Annotated in this window: 15 protein-coding genes; 10 read left to right on the forward strand and 5 right to left on the reverse strand. The window is 70.6% G+C overall.

Going from position 1 to position 21,710, the window contains the following annotated elements:
* Window positions 1-14 precede the first annotated feature (14 nt).
* A complete protein-coding gene (locus ORV05_RS18305; protein ID WP_268440647.1) occupies window positions 15-1,058 on the forward strand; it encodes a cytochrome P450 in 1,044 nt (347 codons plus the stop codon).
* Window positions 1,059-1,103: 45 nt separating this feature from the next.
* Here the strand turns inward: ORV05_RS18305 and ORV05_RS18310 are convergent, their stop codons facing one another.
* On the reverse strand, window positions 1,104-2,696 hold the full coding sequence (locus ORV05_RS18310; protein ID WP_326938066.1) for an aldehyde dehydrogenase (NADP(+)): 1,593 nt from the start codon (window positions 2,694-2,696) through the stop codon (window positions 1,104-1,106).
* A 215-nt stretch (window positions 2,697-2,911) separates the two neighbouring features.
* On the opposite strand from ORV05_RS18310, the gene ORV05_RS18315 reads away from it, so the two are divergent.
* Genes ORV05_RS18315 through ORV05_RS18330 form a run of 4 tightly spaced genes read left to right on the forward strand, consistent with a single transcriptional unit; the run spans window position 2,912 to window position 7,297 of the window.
* Complete coding sequence (locus ORV05_RS18315) at window positions 2,912-4,282, forward strand: MFS transporter (RefSeq protein WP_268440648.1); 1,371 nt, start codon at window positions 2,912-2,914, stop codon at window positions 4,280-4,282.
* A gap of 32 nt (window positions 4,283-4,314) precedes the next feature.
* Window positions 4,315-5,202 carry a LysR family transcriptional regulator gene (locus tag ORV05_RS18320; RefSeq protein WP_268440649.1) on the forward strand — a complete coding sequence of 296 codons (888 nt, stop codon included), beginning with the start codon at window positions 4,315-4,317 and terminating at the stop codon, window positions 5,200-5,202.
* 29 nt (window positions 5,203-5,231) lie between these two features.
* Window positions 5,232-6,146: a 5-dehydro-4-deoxyglucarate dehydratase gene (gene kdgD / locus ORV05_RS18325; RefSeq protein WP_268440650.1), complete on the forward strand. Its 915-nt coding sequence runs from the start codon at window positions 5,232-5,234 to the stop codon at window positions 6,144-6,146.
* A gap of 14 nt (window positions 6,147-6,160) precedes the next feature.
* Window positions 6,161-7,297, forward strand: a complete 1,137-nt coding sequence (locus tag ORV05_RS18330) for an L-talarate/galactarate dehydratase (RefSeq protein ID WP_268440651.1) — start codon at window positions 6,161-6,163, stop codon at window positions 7,295-7,297.
* Window positions 7,298-7,308: 11 nt separating this feature from the next.
* Here ORV05_RS18330 and ORV05_RS18335 read toward each other — a convergent pair whose 3' ends face one another.
* From ORV05_RS18335 to ORV05_RS18350, 4 genes are all read right to left on the reverse strand, one after another.
* Window positions 7,309-8,916 carry an MFS transporter gene (locus ORV05_RS18335; RefSeq protein WP_268440652.1) on the reverse strand — a complete coding sequence of 536 codons (1,608 nt, stop codon included), beginning with the start codon at window positions 8,914-8,916 and terminating at the stop codon, window positions 7,309-7,311.
* A 133-nt stretch (window positions 8,917-9,049) separates the two neighbouring features.
* On the reverse strand, window positions 9,050-10,747 hold the full coding sequence (glpD, locus tag ORV05_RS18340; protein WP_268440653.1) for a glycerol-3-phosphate dehydrogenase: 1,698 nt from the start codon (window positions 10,745-10,747) through the stop codon (window positions 9,050-9,052).
* A 31-nt stretch (window positions 10,748-10,778) separates the two neighbouring features.
* Window positions 10,779-12,296: a glycerol kinase GlpK gene (gene glpK / locus ORV05_RS18345; RefSeq protein ID WP_268440654.1), complete on the reverse strand. Its 1,518-nt coding sequence runs from the start codon at window positions 12,294-12,296 to the stop codon at window positions 10,779-10,781.
* A gap of 48 nt (window positions 12,297-12,344) precedes the next feature.
* On the reverse strand, window positions 12,345-13,172 hold the full coding sequence (locus ORV05_RS18350) for an MIP/aquaporin family protein (RefSeq protein ID WP_268440655.1): 828 nt from the start codon (window positions 13,170-13,172) through the stop codon (window positions 12,345-12,347).
* 156 nt (window positions 13,173-13,328) lie between these two features.
* On the opposite strand from ORV05_RS18350, the gene ORV05_RS18355 reads away from it, so the two are divergent.
* The 5 genes from ORV05_RS18355 to ORV05_RS18375 all read left to right on the forward strand — a co-directional run bounded on the left by ORV05_RS18355 (window position 13,329) and on the right by ORV05_RS18375 (window position 21,486).
* Complete coding sequence (locus tag ORV05_RS18355) at window positions 13,329-14,093, forward strand: IclR family transcriptional regulator (RefSeq protein ID WP_268440656.1); 765 nt, start codon at window positions 13,329-13,331, stop codon at window positions 14,091-14,093.
* 37 nt (window positions 14,094-14,130) lie between these two features.
* A complete protein-coding gene (gene glpK / locus ORV05_RS18360; protein ID WP_268440657.1) occupies window positions 14,131-16,107 on the forward strand; it encodes a glycerol kinase GlpK in 1,977 nt (658 codons plus the stop codon).
* A gap of 32 nt (window positions 16,108-16,139) precedes the next feature.
* Window positions 16,140-17,153 carry a M48 family metallopeptidase gene (locus ORV05_RS18365; protein WP_268440658.1) on the forward strand — a complete coding sequence of 338 codons (1,014 nt, stop codon included), beginning with the start codon at window positions 16,140-16,142 and terminating at the stop codon, window positions 17,151-17,153.
* A 348-nt stretch (window positions 17,154-17,501) separates the two neighbouring features.
* On the forward strand, window positions 17,502-20,408 hold the full coding sequence (locus ORV05_RS18370; protein WP_268440659.1) for a ribonucleoside-diphosphate reductase subunit alpha: 2,907 nt from the start codon (window positions 17,502-17,504) through the stop codon (window positions 20,406-20,408).
* Between the two features lie 10 nt (window positions 20,409-20,418).
* On the forward strand, window positions 20,419-21,486 hold the full coding sequence (locus ORV05_RS18375) for a ribonucleotide-diphosphate reductase subunit beta (RefSeq protein ID WP_268440660.1): 1,068 nt from the start codon (window positions 20,419-20,421) through the stop codon (window positions 21,484-21,486).
* Window positions 21,487-21,710: the final 224 nt, after the last annotated feature.

Genomic DNA, 21,710 nt, shown 5'->3' on the forward strand with positions numbered 1-21,710 from the left:
CCGGGAGTATGGGCATGACCGTTTCCGCCGCCGCCAGGAAATCACGCGAGATCGTCTTCGCCCCGCGGATCGCGGACCTTTTCCGCCGATATCGCGGCGAATCCCTGTTCCGCCTGGAACCCGACACGGTCGGGGTCGCCGGTGCCGGGTTGATGGACCGGCTCCTGCGCAGCCGTCGTGCGAACGCGGAAGAGCGCCCCACGTTCAAACCCGTACTGGGCCGCCACATCACCAAGACCGAATCGGCCACGCTGATGCGGGCGGTCGGCGCCGATGTCCGTGCCGCGCTCGGGAAACCGCCGGGCGAGCCGGATCTCACCGGGAGCTGGCCGCAGGTTCCGCACAACTACCTGCGCGATCTGGTGTTCGGCTCGGAACGCCTGCGGTTCCGGATGCTGGTCGACCGCCGCCTCGAGCTCACCCCGAAGCTCACCTGGTCGGCCGTCACCTGGGCAGCGGCGCTGTTCGGCAGGCCCGCGCCCGAAGTCGCGCTCTCCTCCCTCGCGCGGCTCGTGCTCGAAGCGGACAACTTCGCCGACCGCCGCTTCGCGATGTACCTCTACCGGCGGGTCGCGGGCCCGGTCTGTTTCACGGTCGCCGCGCTGGTCACCAACGCACTGTGGCTCGGCGCGCCGTTCGCCGGGGACGTGCCCGACGAGTACCTCCTCAACGAAACCCTCCGGCTTCTTCCGCCGTCCTGGAACATCCTGCGCCGTCACTCACCGGAGTTCACCGCGGTCGACGGCCGGATCGGGCCGCGGGACGACGTCCTGCTCCTGCCGCTGCTCAGCCACCGCGACCCCGCCCTGTGGGAGGCCCCCGACGAGTTCCGTCCCGAGCGCTGGGCCGCGCTGGACCCGGACACCCACCCCGGCTACCTCCCGTTCGGCCACGCGACCGAACGCTGCTGGGGACGCCACATGGTGCTGCCGCTGGCGGCACGCATCCTCGCCCTCGCGCGCCGTGACGGGCTCACCGTGGATCCGCGCCAGGCGAAGGGCCGCGTGCACCTGGACGGCCTGCTGGAGGTGTCCGGCGTGCGGGTCGTCCGGTCGTGACCCCGGCGCGGCGGGCGAGCCCTCTCGAAGCGATCGAGAGGCCCCTCAGTCGCGGGTGAGGGTGCCGTCCACCCGGCGCCAGACCCCTTCGGGGTTGCCGTCGCGCAGCACCGGCGGCAGCAGTGCGGCGGGCACGTCCTGGTAGGCGACGGGCCGCAGGAAACGCTCGATCGCAAGCGAACCGACCGACGTGGTGCGGGCATCGGAGGTGGCGGGGAAGGGACCGCCGTGCACCATCGCGTGCCCGACCTCGACGCCCGTCGGCCAGCCGTTGACCAGGATGCGCCCGGCCCGCAGCTCCAGCAGCGGCAGCAGTGCGGCGGCCAGTGCGTGGTCCTCCGGTTCGGCGTGCACGGTGGCGGTGAGCTGGCCTTCCAGGCCGCGGAGCACCGTGGTCAGCTCCTCGGTGCCGGAGCACCGGATCACCACCGAGGTCGCGCCGAAGACCTCCTCGTGCAGTGCCGGATCGGCGAGGAAGGCGGCGGCGTCCACAGTGAACAGTGCGGCCGCACCGCACGCGGCACCCTCACCGGAGGCGCCGCGGGCCAGTTCGGTGACCCCGGGGCGTCCGGCGATCCCGTCCCGGCGCTCGGCGTAGCCGCGGGCGATGCCGGTGGTGAGCATGGTGGCCCCGCCGTTCGCCGCGACGGCCTTGGCGGCCGCGGCGAGGAATTCGTCGAGACCGGGGCCGTCGAGGACCAGCACCAGCCCCGGGTTGGTGCAGAACTGCCCGGCCCCCAGGGTCAGTGACGCCACGAAGTCCGCGCCGAGCCGCCCGGCCCGGGCTGCGAGCGCTCCCGGGAGCACGACGACGGGGTTCACGCTGCTCATTTCGGCGTACACCGGGATCGGTTGCGGCCGCGCCGCGGCGGCCCGCACCAGCGCCAGTCCGGCGGCACGGGATCCGGTGAACCCGACGGCCCGGATGCGCGGATCGGTGACCAGCCGCGTGCCCAGCTCCGGCCCGTCCCCGACGAGCAGGGAGAACACGCCTTCGGGCAGTTCGCAGGCTTCCACGGCGGCGCGGACGGCGGCCGCGACGAGTTCGGAAGTGCCCAGGTGCGCGTCGTGCGCCTTGACCACGACGGGACAGCCGGCGGCCAGCGCGGAGGCGGTGTCACCGCCCGCCACCGAGAAGGCGAGCGGGAAGTTGCTCGCGCCGAACACCGCGACGGGGCCGAGCCCGATCCGGCGCTGGCGGAGGTCGGGACGGGGCAACGGGGTCCGGCCGGGAAGGGCGGGATCGATCCGCGCGCCCTGCCAGCTGCCCTCGCGCAGCGTCTCGCCGAACAGCCTCAGCTGGCCGGTGGTACGGGCGACCTCGCCGGTGAGCCGGGCGGGCGGGAGAGCGGTTTCCCGGTGCGCCCGCTGGACGATCGCGTCGCCGCGCGCCGTGATCTCCTCCGCGATGCGGTCCAGGAAACGCGCCCGGGTCGCGGAATCCGTGGCGCGGTAAGGGCCGAACGCCGCTTCGGCCAGCGAAGCGGCCCGCGCCACCTCCTCGTCGCCGCCGTAGTGGTAGGCGGGGTCCAGCGGCTCCCCGGTGCGCGGATCCCACGACCGGACCTCCGGCCCCGTGCCGGTCACCCACTGGGCGCCGATGAGCATCCGTCCGGACGGTTCTCCGACGCTGGGCACGAAGTCCTCCTTCGACTCGCCATGGTTTCCCCTGACGACGGTAGACGGCCCGTCCGATACCCGTCCAAGACCTTCCGTGCATCGTCCGATACCCGCACAGGCCGATACCACGGGAGCATCACCTTATGCCGAAACAGTGTTGGACGGGTATTTCCGCAGCGTCCTAGGTTTCCTGTCGCCACCGCCCGCAGTCTTGGCGTACCAGGAGGACATCGATGTCTGACGCCGAAACGGCTTCGAAGCCCGTCACCACCGGCGCCCGGCAGGCGCGCCGCCGGATTCCCACCCGCTATCTCGTGCTGGCGCTCATCTTCGTCATCACGTCGGTCAACTACGCCGACCGCAGCAGCCTGTCGATCACCGGCAGCAGCCTGCAGAGGGAACTCGGCTTCAGCACGGTCCAGCTCGGCTACGTCTTTTCGGCCTTCAGCTGGGCCTACGTCCTCGCCCAGCTGCCCGGTGGCCTGCTGCTGGACCGTTTCGGCGCCCGCCGGATCTACGCGCTCAGCCTGGGCCTGTGGACGCTGGTGACGGCCGCGGTCAGCCTGGTCGGGCTGATCACCACGCCGGTGCTGGTGGCCCTCATCCTGGTGTTCGCGCTCCGGCTGCTGCTTGGCGTGTTCGAATCGCCCGCGTTCCCGGCCAACGCCCGCATCGCCACCACCTGGTTCCCGACGGCCGAACGCGGCCGCGCCACCGCGGTCTTCAACTCCGCCCAGTACTTCGCCACCGCCCTGTTCGCCCCGGTGATGGGCTGGGTGACCCACGAGTTCGGCTGGCGCTGGGTGTTCGTGCTGCTCGGCGTGCTGGGCCTGGCGCTGACCGTGCTGTGGCTGCGCTGGATGGACTCGCCCGCCGGCCACCGCCGCGTCACCCCGGCCGAGCTCGACGCGATCGTCTCCGGCGGCGGGCTCGTCGACCTCGAGCCGGGCAAGAGCCGCGGCGAGCACAGCCGTGCGCCGCTCGGCCGGCGCAGGATCGCCCGGATCTTCGGCACCCGTGCGCTGTGGGGCGTCTACCTCTCCCAGTACGCGGTGAACGCGCTGACCTACTTCTTCATCACCTGGTTCCCCGTCTACCTGGTCAAGGGCCGCGGCCTGTCCCTGCTCCAGGTCGGCTTCGTGGCGGCACTGCCCGCGCTGTGCGGCTTTCTCGGCGGCCTGGCCGGCGGCTTCTTCTCCGACACCCTGCTGCGGCGCGGCCGGTCGCTGACGCTGGCCCGCAAACTGCCCTCGATCCTCGGCATGGCACTGGCCACCAGCATCGCGCTGTGCACCTTCACCGACAGCAGCGCACTGATCGTCGCGATCATGACGCTGGCCTTCTTCGGCAAGGGCCTCGGCTCGCTCGGCTGGGCCATCACCACCGACATCGCGCCCCCGGAGGCGACCAGTTTCGTATCCTCGACGATGAACGCGTTCGGCAACATCGCGGGCATCGTCACCCCGATCGTCATCGGCTACACCGTGCAGGCGACCGGTTCGTTCGCCGTCGCGCTGTGGTTCGTGGCCGCGCACGGCCTGCTCGCCGTCCTCGCACTGGCCGTGATGGGGCCGATCCAGCGCATCCGGTTCGATGAACGGTGAGCGGGCGCCCCGCCGGGTACCATCCGGGTCCCATGCTGTCTCTCGAGCAGGTGCTGGGCTTCGTGGTCGTCGCGGAGGAAGGCAACTTCCGCCGGGCCGCGGAGCGGTTGAGGATGACGCAACCGCCGCTGAGCCGCCAGATCCAGAAGCTCGAACGCGAGATCGGGGTGGTGCTGTTCGACCGGACCCAGCGGCGGGTGGAACTGACCGCGGCGGGCGAGGCCTTCCTCGTCGAGGCGCGGCGGCTGCTGGCGCTGGCGGAGGCGGCACCGGGCACGGCGCGGCTGGCCGGGTCCGGGCAGACCGGCATCGTCCGGATCGGGTTCACCGCCGCGTCCGGCTTCCGCTTCCTCGGGCGGTTCCTCAACCACCTGGAGCGGGCCCTGCCCGGGGTCGAGTTCGTGCTGAGCGAAATGGTCAGTTCGCAGCAGCTGGAGAACCTGCGCAGCGGGCGGCTGGACCTGGCGCTGGCCCGGCCCCCGGTGGACGGGACCGAGTTCGGCTCACGGCTGGTGCACAGCGAACCGCTCGTGCTCGCACTGCCCGAGGGGCACCGGCTGGCCGGGGCGGACGGCCCGCTGCCGGTGCGGGAACTGGGCGAGGAAACGCTGCTGCTCTACACCCCGGGACAGGCGGGCTACTTCGCCGACCTGGTGGCCCGCGTCCTCGCCGGGGTGTCCTACGCCCCGGCCCACCAGCTCACGCAGGTGCACACCATGCTGTCGCTGGTCGCGGCGGGCCGGGGGCTCGCGCTGGTCCCCGAGACCGCGACCCACCTGCACCCCGACGGCGTGCGGTTCCGCCCGCTCGACGGCGCGGCCGCCGGGCCGGTCCTGCTGCACGCGGTGTGGCGGCGGGAGTTGCTCAATCCCGCGCTGCGCCGGGTCGTCGGCCTGCTCGGCTCGCTTCCCCCCAGCTGATTCCCCCGATTGTCCGAGAAGGAGAAACCGTGTCACACCTGCCCGCCGCGGACCTGGGCCCGGCGCTCGGCCGCGGGCTGCTGTCCTTTCCCGTCACGCATTTCCGTGCCGACCTGTCCTTCGACGAAGCCGCCTACCGAGACCACCTCGCCTGGTTGTCGCGGTACGAGGTGGCGGGCCTGTTCGCCGCGGGCGGTACCGGCGAGGGTTTCTCGCTGACCACCGCCGAAATCGACCGGGTGGTGCGCGCCGCCGTGTCCGAAGTGGACGGCCGCGTGCCGGTGCTCGCCCCGGCCTCGGCGGGCACGGCGACCGCGGTCGAACAGGCCAGGGCGGCCGAGGCCGCCGGAGCCGACGGCATCCTGCTCTTCCCGCCCTACCTGACCGAGGCCGGGCAGGACGGGCTGATCGAGCACGTGGCCGCCGTGTGCGGCGCGACCAGCCTCGGCGTGGTCTTCTACAACCGCGCCAACGCCGCCTGCGGCGACGTCACCGTGGCCAGGATGGCCGAGCGGTGCCCGAACCTCGTCGGGTTCAAGGACGGGGTCGGCAACATCGAGACGATGACCCGGATCGTGGCGCGGCTCGGCGACCGGCTCACCTACATCGGCGGCCTGCCCACGGCCGAGACCTTCGCGCCCGCCTACCAGGCGCTCGGCGCGACCACCTACTCGTCGGCGATCTTCAACTTCGTGCCCGAGTTCGCCCTGGAGTTCTACCGCGCCGTGCGCGCGAACGACCGCGGGACGGTGCAGCGGCACCTGCGGGAGTTCCTGCTCCCCTACCTGGACCTGCGCGACCGGCACAAGGGCTACGCGGTGTCGATCATCAAGGCCGGGCTGGCCGCGGTGAACCGGCCCGCCGGGCCGGTCCGGCCGCCGCTGACCGGCCTCACCGACGCCGAACTCGCCGAACTGACCGGCCTCGTCAACAAGATCGCGTGAACGGAGACCCCTCGATGACCACCCCGGCCACCCTCGACGAGATCACCCGCGTCAGGATCTCGTCGGTCACCCTGCCGCTGGCCACACCGATCAGCGACGCGAAGGTGCTCACCGGCCGCCAGAAGCCGATGACCGAAGTCGCCATGCTGTTCGCGGAGATCACCACGGCCGCGGGCGCCGAAGGCATCGGCTTCAGCTACTCGAAGCGCGCCGGCGGTCCCGGCCAGTTCGCCCACGCCCGGGAGATCGCCCCGGTGCTGCTCGGTGAGGATCCCAGCGATATCGCCAAGATCTGGGACAAACTGGTGTGGGCGGGGGCGTCCGTGGGCCGCGGCGGCCTGTCGGTGCAGGCGATCGCGGCCTTCGACATCGCGCTGTGGGACCTCAAGGCCAAGCGGGCCGGGCTGCCCCTGGCCAAACTGCTCGGCAGCCACCGCGACTCGGTGCGCTGCTACAACACCTCGGGCGGGTTCCTGCACTCCCCGATCGAAGAGGTGCTGGAGCGCGCCGCGGAATCCGTGGCGGGCGGCATCGGCGGGATCAAGATCAAGGTGGGGCACCCGGACCACGCCACCGACCTGGCCCGGGTCACCGCGGTCCGGGAGAAGATCGGCGACGGCGTCGCGCTGATGGTCGACGCGAACCAGCAGTGGGACCGCCCGGCCGCCCGCCGCATGTGCCGTGCCTTCGAACCGCTCGGCCTGGTGTGGATCGAGGAACCGCTGGACGCCTACGACTTCGAAGGCCACGCGATGCTCGCCGCCACCTTCGACACCTCGATCGCCACCGGCGAAATGCTGGCCAGCGCGGCCGAACACGCCGAACTGATCCGCGCCCGCGGCGCCGACATCGTCCAGCCCGACGCCCCGCGGGTCGGCGGGATCACCCAGTTCCTCAAGGTGATGGCGCTGGCCGAGCACCACCACCTGCAACTCGCCCCGCACTTCGCGATGGAGATCCACGTGCACCTCGCGGCCGCCTACCCTCGCGAAGGGTGGGTGGAGCATTTCGAATGGCTCGACCCGCTGTTCAACGAGCATCTCGAAATCAGCGGCGGCCGCATGCACCTGTCCGGCAGACCCGGCCTCGGCGTGACGATCAGTGAGCAGGCCCGGGCCTGGACCGTCGCCGAAACCGAGATCCGCGCCTGAGAACGGCTCGCTCAGGCCGGGGAGCGGCCGGGCTGGACGGCCGGGACGCGGCGGGTGAAGAAGATCGAGAGCACGGCGGCGAGGGTGAGCACCGCGATCGACGCCCGCAGCGCCTGGATGCGCGACTTCTCGTTCTCCGCGACGATCGCGGCGGCCGTCCGGTCCGGCACTCCCGCCGCCGCCAGCCTGCTGCCCAGGGTCGCGTCGGAGAGGAACGCGGCCCCGCTGACAAGCGAGACCTCGGCTTGCGCGCTCACCTGTGGGGGCACCGCCGGGTTCTGTGCGATGCCCTGCAGGAACGAGGTCGTCAGCGCCGCGATGAGCACCGAACCGGCGAGCGCGGTCCCGACGGAAGCGCCGAGGTTGGTGGCGGTGTTCTGCAGCCCGCCGACCTCGCTCGTCCGCTCGTCCGGCACCGCCGAGACGGTGACGCTGCCCAGTTGCGAGGCCAGCGCACCGATACCGAAACCGGCCAGCAGCATCGGCACGGTGGTGATCTCCGGCCCGGCCCCGAGTTCGAGCGCCGCCAGGAAGATCACGAGCGCGGCGAGCAGGGTGGTCAACCCCAGCCGCACGACACGCCGCGGCGAGACCTCCGGCCACACCTTCGGAATACCCGCCGCGGCCACCAGCAGCGCGACCGACAGCGGCAGCAACCGCACGCCGGTGTCCAGCGCGGACAGTCCCAAAGCGACGGACAGGAACAGCGGAACGACGAAGAAAAGACCGGCCTGCAGCAGGAACTGGAAGAAGAAGACGATCAGCCCGGTCCTGAGCTCGGCATTCCCGAACAGGGCCGGGTCGGTGAGCGGCTCGCGGCCCCGTTTGATCCGGTGGTGCTGCCAGCCCAGGAAGAGCCGCAGTACCAGTAACCCGGCCAGGATCAGCCACAGGCTGATCGACAGGCCGAAGAGGCTGGGCGCGCCCGCCTTCGGAAGCACCCAGCCCCAGGTGCTCGTCCGCAGGATCGCGTACACCACAAGGCCGAGTCCCGCGGCGGAGAGCACCGTGCCCACCAGGTCCAGCGACGGGTTCCGTTCCGGTGCCGACTCGGCCATGCGGCGGGCGAACACAAGAATGCCGAGCACGAGGAGCACCTCCGCGGCGAACACCCAGCGCCACGAGAAGTAGGTGGTGACCAGCCCGCCGACGAGCGGGCCGACGGCGACCGCCATCGCACCCGCAGCGGCGATCAACCCGTAGGCGCGGGGCCGCTGGTCACGGCCGAAGTTGGCGGCGACCAGCGCGACGATCGCGGGCATGATCAGTACCGCGCCCAGCCCTTCCAGCACCGACCACCCGACGATGAGCACCGCGAGGTCGGGCGCCAGTGAGGTGGTCAGCGAGCCGCACCCGTAGACCACGCAGCCGAGCGCGAAGGCCCGCCGCCGCCCGATCAGGGCCCCCAGCTTGCCGCCGGTGACCATGAACATCGCCATCACCAGGGTGTAGAGCGTGATGGCGGTCTGGATCCCGGTGACGGTGGTGCCCAGATCCTCGGCGACCTTCGCGATCGACACGTTGAGTACCGACGTGTCCAGGGTCATCAGGAACTGGCCGGCCGCCAGCGTCGACAGCACGAGGCCGCCACGAGCAGATCGCACCGGCGTGACGTCCATGCCGGTCATCGTAGGGAGGGTTGCACCGGGTCACCATTCGATACTCGGGGGCGAGCCGCTCCCTCCACGGCTCGCCCCCATCCCCGCGCACGACCGAAAACGCACCCGGGAGTACGGCGTCGTGCCGCCGGGTTCAGGTGGCGGGCAGCAGGTCCGGGGCGGCCAGGCGGCTGGCGTTGGCCGCCTCGTCGTCGGGCTGCTCCTGCGCCGCCCGCTCCGCCCGCACGCGTTCGAGGTAGGTGTGCACCTCGCGCTGCCGGGTCTCCTCGTCCCAGCCGAGCAGCGGCGCGATCAGCCCGGCCACCACCGGCGCCGCCTCGACCCCGCGGCCGGCCTGCTCGATCGAGATCCGGGTCCGCCGCGTGAGCACGTCCTCCAGGTGCAGGGCACCCTCGTGCGAAACGGCGTAGACGGCTTCCGCCTTGAGGTAGTCCTCGGCACCGGGGATCGGCTCGCCGAGCTCCGGCCGCTGGGCGATCGCGTCCAGCAGATCCTGGATCGCGCTGCCGTAGCGGCGCAGCAGGTGGACCACGCGTTCCGGCGCCAGCCCGGCCCGCTCCGCCAGCGCGCGGCGCCGCTCCCACAGCGAGTGGTAGCCCACCGCGCCGAGGATCGGCTCCTCCTCCGTGCGTGACGGCGGCACCGGGCGCCCGAGATCGCGGGCCGCCATGTCCACCGCGTCCTTGGCCATCACCCGGTAGGTGGTGTACTTCCCGCCCGCCACGATCGACAGGCCGGGCACCGGACGGGCCACCGCGTGCTCGCGCGACAGTTTCGTGGTCTCCGCGGCCTTCGCGGCCAGCAGCGGCCGCAACCCGGCGTACACGCCCTCGATGTCGTCGTGCGTCAGCGGGGTGCGCAGCACGCGGTTGACGTGCTCCAGGATGTAGTCGACGTCGGCCCGGCTGGCGGCCGGGTGGTCGCGGTCGAGGTCCCAGGGCGTGTCGGTGGTGCCGACGATCCAGTGCGTTTCCCACGGGATCACGAACAGCACACTCTTTTCGGTCCGCAGGATCAGGCCCGTGTGCAGGTCGATCTTCGCGCGCGGCACGACCAGGTGCACGCCCTTGGACGCGCGGACCGTGAACGGCGCGGGGATCCCCGCCGCCTCGGCCATGTCGTCGCTCCACACCCCGGTCGCCGCGAGCACGGCCCGGGCCCGGATCTCGAACTCCTCGCCGCTTTCGGTGTCCCGCACCCGCGCACCGCGCACGCGGCCACCCTCCCGCAGCAGGCTCGTCATCCGCACCCGGGTCAGCACCGACGCGCCGTGCCCGGCGGCGGTCCGCGCGACCATCATGGTGTGCCGGGCGTCGTCCACCTGGGCGTCGTGGTATTGGATCGCGCCGATCAGCGCGTGTTCGCTCAGCCCCGGCGCCTCGGCCAGCGCCCCCTGGCGGCTGAGGTGGCGATGCCGGGGCAGGGCGCGCGCCCCACCGAGCGTGTCGTAGAGCAGCACGCCCGCCCCGATGTAGCCGCGTTCCCATACCCGGTGCTGCAGGGGCAGGAGGAACTTCACCGGGCGCACCAGGTGCGGGGCCAGCCGGGTGACCAGCAGGCCCCGCTCCTTGAGCGCCTCCCGCACCAGCTTGAAGTCCAGCTGTTCCAGGTACCGCAGCCCGCCGTGGATCAGTTTGCTCGACCGGCTCGACGTGCCCGCGGCGAAGTCGCGGGCCTCCACGAGCACGACGGACAACCCGCGCGAAGCGGCGTCGAGTGCCGCTCCCGCGCCGGTCACTCCCCCGCCGACGACCAGGACGTCGACTTCCTCGCTCCGGGCCCGGCGCAGCGACTCGGCCCGGTAGCCCGGGGAAAGCGGTACGGATGACATGGCTGTTCTCCTTGCTGTTCGGGGCGGGATGTCAGTCGACGTCGACCCAGTCGAGGGTCCGGCCGACCGCCTTCTTCCATCCCGCGTATCCCTTGGTGCGCTGCTCCTCCGTCCACGACGGCTGCCAGCGCTTGTCCTCGTTCCAGTTCCGTTCGAGTTCTTCGGTGGAGGCCCAGAACCCGGTGGCCAGACCGGCGGCGTAGGCGGCACCGAGCGCGGTGGTCTCGGCGACCACCGGCTTCGACACCGGCACGCCGAGCACGTCGGCCTGCAGCTGCATGCACAGCTCGTTCGCGGTGACCCCGCCGTCCACCCGCAGCACGTCCAGCGTGACGCCGGAGTCGGCCTCCATCGCCTCCACCACGTCGCGGCTCTGGTAGCAGATCGCCTCCAGCGTCGCGCGGGCCAGGTGGGCGTTGGTGGTGGCGCGGGTCAGGCCGACGATCGCGCCGCGGGCATCGGAACGCCAGTACGGCGCGAACAGGCCGGAGAACGCGGGCACGAAGTAGATGCCGCCGTTGTCCTCCACCTCACGGGCCAGTGCCTCGCTCTGCGAGGCACCGCTGATGATGCCGAGCTGGTCGCGCAGCCACTGCACCGCCGAACCGGTGACCGCGATGGAGCCTTCCAGCGCGTACACCGGCTTGTCGTTGCCGAACTGGTAGCACAGCGTCGTCAGCAGGCCCGCCTTCGAGCGCACGAGCTCGTGCCCGGTGTTGAGCAGCAGGAAGTTCCCGGTGCCGTAGGTGTTCTTCGCCTCGCCGGGCCGGAAGCACACCTGCCCGACCGTGGCCGCCTGCTGGTCGCCGAGGTCACCGGTCAGCGGCACCTCGCCGCCCAGTGGCCCGTTCGCCCGGGTGACGCCGAAGGTGTCCGGATTGGACGAAGGCCGGATCTCCGGCAGCATCGACCTCGGAATGTCGAAAAAGGACAGAAGTTCCTCGTCCCACGACAGGGTTTCCAGGTTCATCAGCATGGTGCGGCTGGCATTGGTCGGATCGGTGGCGTGCACCCCGCCGTCCACACCCCCGGTGAGATGCCACAGCAGCCAGGTGTCGGTGGTGCCGAAGATCGCCTCCCCCTTCTCGGCGTCCTCGCGCACCCCCTCGACGTTTTCCAGGATCCACTGCAGTTTCCCGCCGGAGAAGTAGGTCGCCGGGGGCAGGCCTGCCTTGCGGCGGATGACGTCGCCGCGCCCGTCGCGTTCCAGTGCCGAGGCGATGCGGTCCGTCCGGGTGTCCTGCCACACGATGGCGTTGCAGTAGGGGCGGCCGGTCCGCCGGTTCCACACCACGGTGGTCTCGCGCTGGTTGGTGATGCCCAGTGCGGCCAGGTCGCCCGCGCGCAGATTGGCCTTGTTCAGCGCGGTCTCGATCACCGAGCGGGTGCGTTCCCAGATCTCGGTGGGATTGTGCTCGACCCAGCCCGGCTTGGGCAGGATCTGCTCGTGCTCCAGCTGGTGGCGCGCCACCTCGTTGCCACCGTGGTCGAAGATCATGAAGCGGGTGCTCGTGGTTCCCTGGTCCACGGCTCCGACGAAATCGGGCATGGCAAGCTCCTTTGCTGCGGGAAACGGGGATTGGCCGGGACGGCCGGATCAGGCGGCTTCGAGTTCGGGGCTGCTGCTCACCGCGGGCGTGGGCTCCGGCGCGTCCTTCGGCAGGAACCGCTCGATGAACAGCTTGTACAGACCGGCGCCGATCAGGCCGCCCAGAACCGGGGCGACGATCGGGATCCACCAGTAGGGGGAGCCGTACTGGTCGGTGAAGGCGGTGTCGTACCCGGTGAGCCAGGAGGCCAGCCGCGGCCCGAAGTCACGGGCGGGGTTGATCGCGTAACCGGCGTCGGTGCCCCACGCCATGCCGATGGCGACCACGGCGAAGCCCACGATCAGCGGGGCCATGTTGGCCGCGGGCGCGGTGTTGCGCAGGTCGGTGATGGCCAGGATCAGCAGGACGAGGATCGCGGTGCCGATGATCTGGTCGCGGAAGGCGCCCCAGTCGCTCACCGGCAGTGTCCCGTTACCCGGCAGCGTGGAGAACACGCCCTGCGTCTTGATGGTCAGCCCGGGGTCCTTCGCGTTGAGCACCTCGGTGTAGTTCCAGCGCACGAGCAGTGCCGCGATGAACGCGCCCGCGGTCTGCGCGAGCGCGTACGGGGCGACCTTGCGCCAGGAAAAGCCCTTGAACACCGCCAGTGCGATGGTCACCGCCGGGTTGAGGTGGGCCCCGCTGATCCGCGACGCCACGTAGACGCCCAGCGTCACACCGAGTCCCCACGCCCATGTGATGCTGTCGTGGTCGCCGATGCCGCCGGCCACGACCTGCGCCACCACGCCGCAGCCGAACAGGATCAGGATCAACGTGCCGAGGAACTCCGCGGCGAGTTCGCCGGGCAGCCCCATGGCCTTGAGGTTTCGCGCCATTGCATCCTCCACAAAGGACATTTCGTCCCACTACTGGTGCAAGGACGCTATGGTCGGCCCCGGGCAACGTCAACAAAGCGCGGTCGGCATTGTCGAACGGCTCCGGGACGGGGTTCGACATTGTCGAACCCGGGATGGCCGGGTTAGGGTTCCAGCGTGCCCGGCCCCATCCAGTCCATCGAACGCGCCGCCGCGATCCTGCGCCTGCTCGCGCGCGGTTCCGGCCGTCTCGGGGTGGGTGAAATCGCCGAATCACTGGAACTGGCCAAGGGCACCGCGCACGGCATCCTGCGCACCCTGCAGGGCGTCGGTTTCGTCGAGCAGGACCACGACACCGGCAAGTACCAGCTCGGCGCCGCACTGCTCCACCTGGGCACCAGCTACCTCGACGTGAACGAGTTGCGCTCCCGCGCGATCAACTGGGCGGACGCGCTCGCCGCCCGCAGCGGCGAGGCGGTGCGGATCGGCGCGCCGCTGGAGGGCCGCGTCCTGGTGGTGCACCACGTCTTCCGCCCCGACGACTCGCTGCAGACGCTCGACGTCGGCACCCTGCTGCCCCTGCACGCGACCGCACTGGGGAAGATCCTGCTCGCCTACGACGCCGATCTCCTGTCCTCACTGCGCCGCACCGAACCCGAGACCTACACCCGGCGCACCCTGGTGTCGCCGGTCCTGCTCAAACGTGCGCTGGCGAAGGTGCGCGAAGCGGGCTGGGCCGGCGAAAACGGCGAGATGGTTCCGGGCGAGGCCGGGATCGCCGCCCCCATCCGCGGCCACGGCGGCATCGTGGTGGGCGCGATCGGGGTGTCCGGCCCCGCGGAACGCCTCTGCGACTCCGCTGGGGAACCCGATCCCCGGCTGCTCAACCAGGTGCGCGACGCCGCACGCGCCGTGTCCCGGGATCTCGGGGCGTCCCGGTAGTGACCGCAGGCAACGAAGCCGAGACGGAGCGAGGACCATGGTTCAGCGTTACGTGATGTCCATCGACCAGGGCACCACCTCCACCCGGTGCATCCTGTTCGACGCACAGGGACGGCTGGTGTCGGTGGTGCAGCGCGAGCACCAGCAGCACTTTCCCCGCCCGGGCTGGGTCGAGCACGACGCCTCGGAGATCTGGCGCAACCTCGGCCGGATCGTGCCGCAGGCGCTGGCGCAGGCCGGGGCGAGCGCACAGCAGGTGGTCGGGCTCGGCATCGCCAACCAGCGCGAGACGACGGTGCTGTGGGACCGGCACACCGGAGCCCCGGTGAGCCGGGCGGTGGTGTGGCAGGACACCCGCACCGACGCGCTGACCGAGCAGCTCGCCCGCACGCCGGGCGCCGAACGGGTCCGGCACCTGTCCGGGCTCCCCCTCGCGACGTACTTCTCCGCCCCCAAGATCCGCTGGCTGCTCGACCGCACCCCGGGCCTGCGCGAGCGCGCCGAACGCGGTGACGTGCTGTTCGGCACGATGGAGAGCTGGCTCATCTGGAACCTCACCGGCGGCCCGGACGGCGGCGTGCACGTGACCGACGTGACCAACGCCAGCCGCACCATGCTGATGAACCTGCGCACGCTGTCCTGGGACGACGAGCTGCTCGCGTTCTTCGACGTGCCCCGCCGGATGCTGCCCGAAATCCGCTCCTCCACCGAGGTCTACGGCACCACCACGACGGTGGTGCCCGGCATCCGCATCGCGGCGGCACTCGGCGACCAGCAGGCGGCGCTGTTCGGCCAGACCTGCTTCGCCCCTGGCGAGGCGAAATGCACCTACGGCACCGGCAGCTTCCTCCTGCTCAACACCGGCGGCACCCCGGCGCATTCGACGCACGGGCTGCTCACCACCGTCGGTTTCAAGATCGGCGGCGAACCGGCCGTGTACGCGCTCGAGGGCTCGATCGCGGTCACCGGTTCGCTCGTGCAGTGGTTCCGCGACGGCCTCGAACTCATCGGCAGCGCACCGGAGATCGAAACGCTCGCGCGCACCGTGGAGGACAACGGCGGCTGCTACATCGTGCCCGCCTTTTCCGGCCTGTTCGCCCCGCACTGGCACAGCGAGGCGCGGGGCGTGATCGCCGGACTGACCTCCTACATCACCAAGGGCCACCTGGCCCGCGCGGTCCTGGAGGCCACCGGCTGGCAGACGCGCGAGGTGGTCGACGCGATGAACGCCGATTCCGGCCTCCGGTTGTCCACCTTGAAGGTGGACGGCGGGATGACCGCGGACAACCTGCTCATGCAGTTCGTGGCCGACGTGCTGGACGTGCCGGTGGTGCGGCCGATGGTCGCCGAAACCGTCTCGCTCGGGGCGGCCTACGCGGCCGGGCTGTCGGTCGGGTACTGGCCGGACCTGGAGGGCCTGCGCCGCAACTGGCACCGGGCCGCCCAGTGGCTGCCCTCGATGGACCCGGCACGGCGGGAATCGGAGTACGCGCACTGGCAGCACGCGGTCGAACTCACCTTCGGCTGGACGCGTCCCCTGGGCAAGCCGTCCGGGCCGGGCACCGACATCGTCGAGATGATCCTCGACGACCACCGCCGGATCGAGCAGCTGTTCCGGGACCTGCGCAATGCCGAATCCGAGCGCGGGGAAGCCCGCGCGGAACTGTCCGCGCTGCTGATCGCGCACGAAACGGCGACCGAGCGGGTCGTCCGCCCCTCCGTCGCCGACGGCCGCGACGAGGGCACGGGATTCGCGGGCGCGCTGCTTTCCTTGCTGGAAACCGAATCGACCGGGGGCGCGGAGTTCGACAAGGCGCTGGAGCAGCTCGAAACGGTGGTCGCCACCCATATCCGCGCCGAGGAGCGGCTGCTGCTCAACGGGTTGCGGCGCACGCTGTCCACCTCCGACCGGGCCTCCCTCGGCCGCGCCTTCGCCGCACAACGGCAACGGCAACTGGAATTCGACTGCGGCAGCGTGAGCCACGTGCGCGGACTCGCAGCGCCACACGGCTGAAACGGATCGGCCCCGGAAACGATCTGGAGAAGGTGACCAACAACGAGATCTCCCGGGCGCTGGTGCGTTTCCCCGGCATCAGCCCGCGGGCCTACGAGCATCCGGCCGACCGGGGCGCACTGGCGACCCTGCGGGCGGTACCCGGTTTCGCGCAGGTGCTCAAGGCCGTGTCCGGCGCGTTCAGCGAACGCGGGGAACGCCTGATGGCGCTTGCCTCGGCGATCCGCGTCGGCCCGCGTCAGTACCCGGAACTCGACCGGCTGCGGCACGAGTGCGCCGAGGTCCTCGATCTCGAAACCGTGCCGAACCTGTTCGTCATGCGCGACCCCGAGGTGCGCGCGATGACCATCGGCATGGACGAGCCGTTCATCCTGCTGTCCACCGCGGCGGTGGAGCTGCTGGACCGGGAGGGCCTGCGGTTCGTCATCGGCCACGAGATGGGACACGTGCTGTCCGGGCACGCGGTGTACCGCACCATGCTGATCCGGCTGATCAACCTCCAGCTGTCCCTGTCGTTCATGCCCGTCAGTGCGCTGGGCCTGCGCGTCATCATCGCGGCGCTGAAAGAGTGGTTCCGCAAGTCGGAACTGTCCTGCGACCGCGCGGGCCTGCTGTGCGGGCAGGACCCCGCGGCCGCGCTCCGGGTCCACGTCCTGCTCGCCGGCGGTCTCGACCCCGCGACCGTGGACACCGCGTCGTTCCTCGAACAGGCCCGCGAGTACGAGTCGGTGGACGACATCCGCGACAGCCTGCACAAGCTGCGCTACGTCGAGGACATGACCCACCCGCTCGCGGTGGTCCGCGCCGCGCAGCTGCAGCGCTGGGCGGCGAGCGAGGACTACCGCGCTCTGCTGGCGGGCGAGTACCCGCGCCGGGAGGACGACGCCCCCACCGCGGACTGGACGGAGGACGTCAAGGCCGCCGCCCGGTCGTACAAGGACTCCTTCACCACCTCCGCCGATCCGATCGTGAAGGTGCTCGGCGACGTCGGCGAAGCCGTCTCCGGCGCCGCAGGCAAGGTCTGGAACCGCTTCACCCGCGACTGACCCCGGCACACTTCGCCCCCGCCGTGCCGTGAGCGCCCCCTCACGGCACGGCCCCCTGGCGAGTCCCACCCTCACGCGCTTGTGTCCCACCTTCATGCACTTGTGTCCCACCCTCGCGCGCAGGGCGCCGGGGCGCGAGGCGCGGTCCATGGCTGGCGAAAGGGATAGCACATCCGGCCAACACGCCCGGATATTGGGGTGCGTGCACGGTGACACCCCTACATGTAGTCTCTGATCATCGGAAGCGCCCGGCCCGGGGTGATCGCTGGGCGCCCGGTACAGCCTTGCCCCCAGCACGCCGGCACCAGCCGCCGTGCCGATTCACCGCGCCCTTTTTTGGAGTGACGCATGTCCGTGAAGACCACTCGCCCGCCCGCGGGCACCGCACTGCGGGTCCTCCGGCGGGATGGCAGCGTGTCCCCGTTCGACGCGAGCAAGATCTCGGTCGCGCTGACCAAGGCCTTCCTCGCCGTCGAAGGCGGCGAAGGCCGTGAAGCCGCTGCCTCGTCCCGCCTGCCCCACCTGGTCGCCGAGCTGACCGCCCAGGTGGAGAACTCGCTGTCGCGGCACGCGAACCACGAATCGGTGGTGCGGACCGAGCAGATCCAGGATCTGGTGGAACTGGCCCTGATGCGCGGCGGCCACCACGAGGTGGCGCGTGCCTCCGTGCTCCACCGTGAGGAGCACGGCTCCGCCCAGCCGGCCGAGCCGGAAACCTCCTGGCACGTCAAGGATTCCGACGGCACCCTGCGGCCGCTGGACTGGACCCGCGTGGCGCACGTGGTCGGCGAAGCGGTCGCCGGGATCGAGGGCGCCTCCGCCGAACCGGTGCTGGCCGAGACCCGCCGCAACCTCTACGACGGGATCACCGCCGGGGAACTGGCCACCGCGCAGATCATGGCGGCCCGCACCCTGGTGGAGAAGGAACCTGGCTACTCGTACGTCACCGCCCGTCTGCTGCTGGACAAACTGCGCGGCGAGGCGCTGAGCTACCTGGCCGGAACTCCGCGCCAGGCGAGCCAGGACGAGATGGCCGACGCCTACCCCGGCTACTTCCGGGACTATCTGCACCGGGCGATCGAACTCGAACTCGTCGACCCCGAGCTGGCCACCTTCGACCTCGGGAAGATCACCGCGGCCCTGCGCCCCGAACGGGATCCGGACTTCACCTTCCTGGGCCTGCAAACGCTGTACGACCGCTACTTCCTGCACCACGGCGGTACCCGGTTCGAACTCCCCCAGGCCTTCTTCATGCGGGTCGCGATGGGACTGGCGATCCGCGAGGACGACCGGGAAGGACGGGCGATCGAGTTCTACGAACTGCTCTCGTCGTTCGCGTTCATGGCCTCCACCCCGACGCTGTTCAACTCCGGCACCACCCGGGCCCAGCTGTCGTCCTGCTTCCTGACCACGGTCGAGGATGACCTGGCGTCGATCTTCCAGTCCTACAAGAACAACGCGCTGCTCGCGAAGTACTCGGGCGGGCTGGGCAACGACTGGACCCCGGTGCGCGGCCTCGGCGCGCACATCAAGGGCACGAACGGGGCCTCGCAGGGCGTCGTCCCGTTCCTCAAGATCGCCAACGACACCGCGGTCGCGGTGAACCAGGGCGGCAAGCGCAAGGGTGCCGCGTGCGCGTACCTGGAGACCTGGCACATCGACATCGAGGAATTCCTCGACCTGCGCAAGAACACCGGGGACGACCGGCGCCGCACCCATGACATGAACACCGCGAACTGGGTGCCCGACGAGTTCCTGCGCCGGGTGGAGGCCGACGCGGAGTGGACGCTGTTCTCCCCCGACGAGACGCCGGATCTGCACGAGCTGTACGGCAACGCCTTCGCCGAGGCCTACCGCGCCTACGAAGCCGCCGCCGACCGCGGGGAGGTCAAGGTGTTCCGCCGGGTCCGCGCGGTGGAGCTGTGGCGGCGGATGCTGACCATGCTGTTCGAAACGGGCCACCCGTGGATCACCTTCAAGGATCCGTGCAACCTGCGTTCACCCCAGCAGCACGTGGGCGTGGTGCACTCGTCGAACCTGTGCACCGAGATCACGCTCAACACCAGCGCCGACGAGGTCGCGGTCTGCAACCTCGGTTCCGTCAACCTGGCGCGGCACGTGACCGGCGAGGGTCTGGACCTGGCGCGGCTGGAGCGCACCGTGAAGACGGCCGTGCGGATGCTCGACAACGTGATCGACATCAACTTCTACACCATCCCCGAGGCGAGCCGGTCGAACCTGCGCCACCGGCCGGTCGGGCTCGGCCTGATGGGATACCAGGACGCGCTGTTCGAACTGGGCGTTCCGGTGGCCTCCGACGCGGCCGTCGAGTTCGCCGACCGCAGCATGGAGCACATCAGCTATTTCGCGATCTCCGCGTCGGTCGACCTGGCGGCGGAGCGCGGGCGCTACGCCTCGTTCGAGGGATCCCTGTGGAGCCGGGGAATCCTGCCGATCGACTCGCTGCGCCTGCTCGCCGACGCCCGTCACGGCGACGCGCTCGACGTCGACCTCACGTCCACTTTGGACTGGGATGCGCTGCGGGAGCGGGTGCGCACCACCGGGATGCGCAACTCGAACGTGATGGCGATCGCGCCCACGGCCACGATCTCCAACATCTGCGGGGTCGGGCAGTCCATCGAACCGCTGTTCCAGAACCTGTTCGTCAAGTCGAACATGTCCGGCGACTTCACCGTGATCAACCCGCATCTGGTGCGCAGCCTGAAGGAGCGCGGGCTGTGGGACGAGGTGATGGTCTCGGACCTGAAGTACTTCGACGGCAGCCTCGGCGCGATCGACCGGGTGCCCGCGGATCTGAAGCGCCTGTACGCCACGGCTTTCGAGATCGAGAGCCGGTGGCTGGTCGACGCGGCCTCGCGACGGCAGAAGTGGATCGACCAGGCCCAGTCGCTCAACCTCTACATCGACGCGCCCAGCGGCCGCAAACTGGACGAGCTGTACCGGTACGCCTGGCACAAGGGCCTCAAGACCACCTACTACCTGCGGGCCCGGGCGGCGACCAGCGTGGAGAAGAGCACGTTGCGGGGCACCGACGGCAAACTCAACGCCGTGCCCGCCGGCACTGGAGGCACCAGCACCGTGCCCGCCGGCACTGGAGGCACCAGCACCGTGCCCGCCGGCATTGTCTCCCCTGTCGCACCGTCCCCTTCGTCGGTCCCCGGCCCGCTCGCGATGCTCGGCGCCGAGGCCGCGGCCTGCCGGATCGACGACCCTGACTGCGAAGCCTGCCAGTAAAGGAAAACCGATGACCAACACCGCAACCGCCGCCGGCCTCGGCTCGATCGACCGCGCGGGCGCCCGCGTGTCGGTGGACGACAAGGCGATGATCAACGCCCGTGCCGACGTGAACCAGTTGCTGCCGCTGAAGTACCACTGGGCGTGGGAAAAGTACCTCGCGGCGTGCAGCAACCACTGGATGCCGACCGAGGTGGCGATGCAGGCCGACATCGCGCTGTGGAAGTCCACGGACGGGCTGACCGAGGACGAGCGCCGCATGGTCAAGCGCAACCTCGGCTTCTTCGCCACCGCCGAGTCGCTGGTGGCGAACAACCTGGTGCTGGCGGTGTACCGGCAGATCACCAACCCGGAGTGCCGCCAGTACCTGCTGCGGCAGGCCTTCGAGGAGGCCGTGCACACTCACACCTTCCAGTACATCTGCGAAAGTCTCGGCCTGGTCGAGGGCGAGCTGTTCAACATGTACCGCGAGGTCCCCTCGATCACCGACAAGGACGCCTGGGCACTGCGCTACACGCGCAACCTCGACGACCCGGACTTCGAGACCGGGACGCCGGAGGCCGACCAGGACTTCCTGCGGGATCTGATCGCCTTCTACGTGGTGTTCGAAGGAATGTGGTTCTACACCGGCTTCGCGCAGATCCTCTCCCTGGGCCGCCGCAACAAAATGGTCGGCATCGCCGAGCAGTACCAGTACATCCTGCGGGACGAGTCGATCCACCTGAACTTCGGCATCGACTGCATCAACCAGATCAAGCTGGAGAACCCGCACCTGTGGACGCCGGAGTTCCAGCAGGAGGTGCGCGGAATGCTGACCGAGGCCTGCGCGCTGGAGGTGGCCTACGCGCGGGACACGATGCCGCGCGGCATGCTGGGCCTGTCGGCCGGGCTGTGCGGGCAGTACCTGCGTTTCATCACCGACCGGCGCGCGCAGCAGATCGGCCTGGACCCGATCTTCGGGGAGGCTGAGAACCCGTTCCCCTGGATGTCGGAGGCGATGGATCTGAAGAAGGAGAAGAACTTCTTCGAGACCCGGGTCATCGACTACCAGTCGGGTGCCTCCCTCGACTGGGACTGACCGGTCCGCGGCGCTCCCGTGAGGGGACCGGCAAAGTCCGGTCGGCTCGGGTCCGCCGGGCGAGTCCCACGCTGGGGCCGGGGCGGGATGCTCTGAAGGTCGCCTTCAGAGTCATCAACGCCCTCAAGGCCACCTTGAGGGCACACCCCCGGTCCCAGGAGTGCCGTTCCCCCGTCGAGCGACTGCCGGGACCCTGGTCGTAACGGCTGTGAGGGGACCCCTCA

Origin of the sequence: Amycolatopsis cynarae (assembly GCF_026802195.1) — a bacterium.
Lineage (GTDB): Bacteria > Actinomycetota > Actinomycetes > Mycobacteriales > Pseudonocardiaceae > Amycolatopsis_E > Amycolatopsis_E rhizosphaerae.

Coding starts and splice junctions, on each gene's coding strand:
- ORV05_RS18370 (WP_268440659.1), top strand. CDS start 17,502: ATGTCCGTGAAGACCACTCGCCCGCCCGCGGGCACCGCACTGCGGGTC.
- ORV05_RS18320 (WP_268440649.1), top strand. CDS start 4,315: ATGCTGTCTCTCGAGCAGGTGCTGGGCTTCGTGGTCGTCGCGGAGGAA.
- ORV05_RS18315 (WP_268440648.1), top strand. CDS start 2,912: ATGTCTGACGCCGAAACGGCTTCGAAGCCCGTCACCACCGGCGCCCGG.
- ORV05_RS18375 (WP_268440660.1), top strand. CDS start 20,419: ATGACCAACACCGCAACCGCCGCCGGCCTCGGCTCGATCGACCGCGCG.
- ORV05_RS18305 (WP_268440647.1), top strand. CDS start 15: ATGACCGTTTCCGCCGCCGCCAGGAAATCACGCGAGATCGTCTTCGCC.
- glpK (WP_268440657.1), top strand. CDS start 14,131: ATGGTTCAGCGTTACGTGATGTCCATCGACCAGGGCACCACCTCCACC.
- glpD (WP_268440653.1), bottom strand. CDS start 10,747: ATGTCATCCGTACCGCTTTCCCCGGGCTACCGGGCCGAGTCGCTGCGC.
- ORV05_RS18330 (WP_268440651.1), top strand. CDS start 6,161: ATGACCACCCCGGCCACCCTCGACGAGATCACCCGCGTCAGGATCTCG.
- ORV05_RS18335 (WP_268440652.1), bottom strand. CDS start 8,916: ATGGACGTCACGCCGGTGCGATCTGCTCGTGGCGGCCTCGTGCTGTCG.
- ORV05_RS18350 (WP_268440655.1), bottom strand. CDS start 13,172: ATGGCGCGAAACCTCAAGGCCATGGGGCTGCCCGGCGAACTCGCCGCG.
- glpK (WP_268440654.1), bottom strand. CDS start 12,296: ATGCCCGATTTCGTCGGAGCCGTGGACCAGGGAACCACGAGCACCCGC.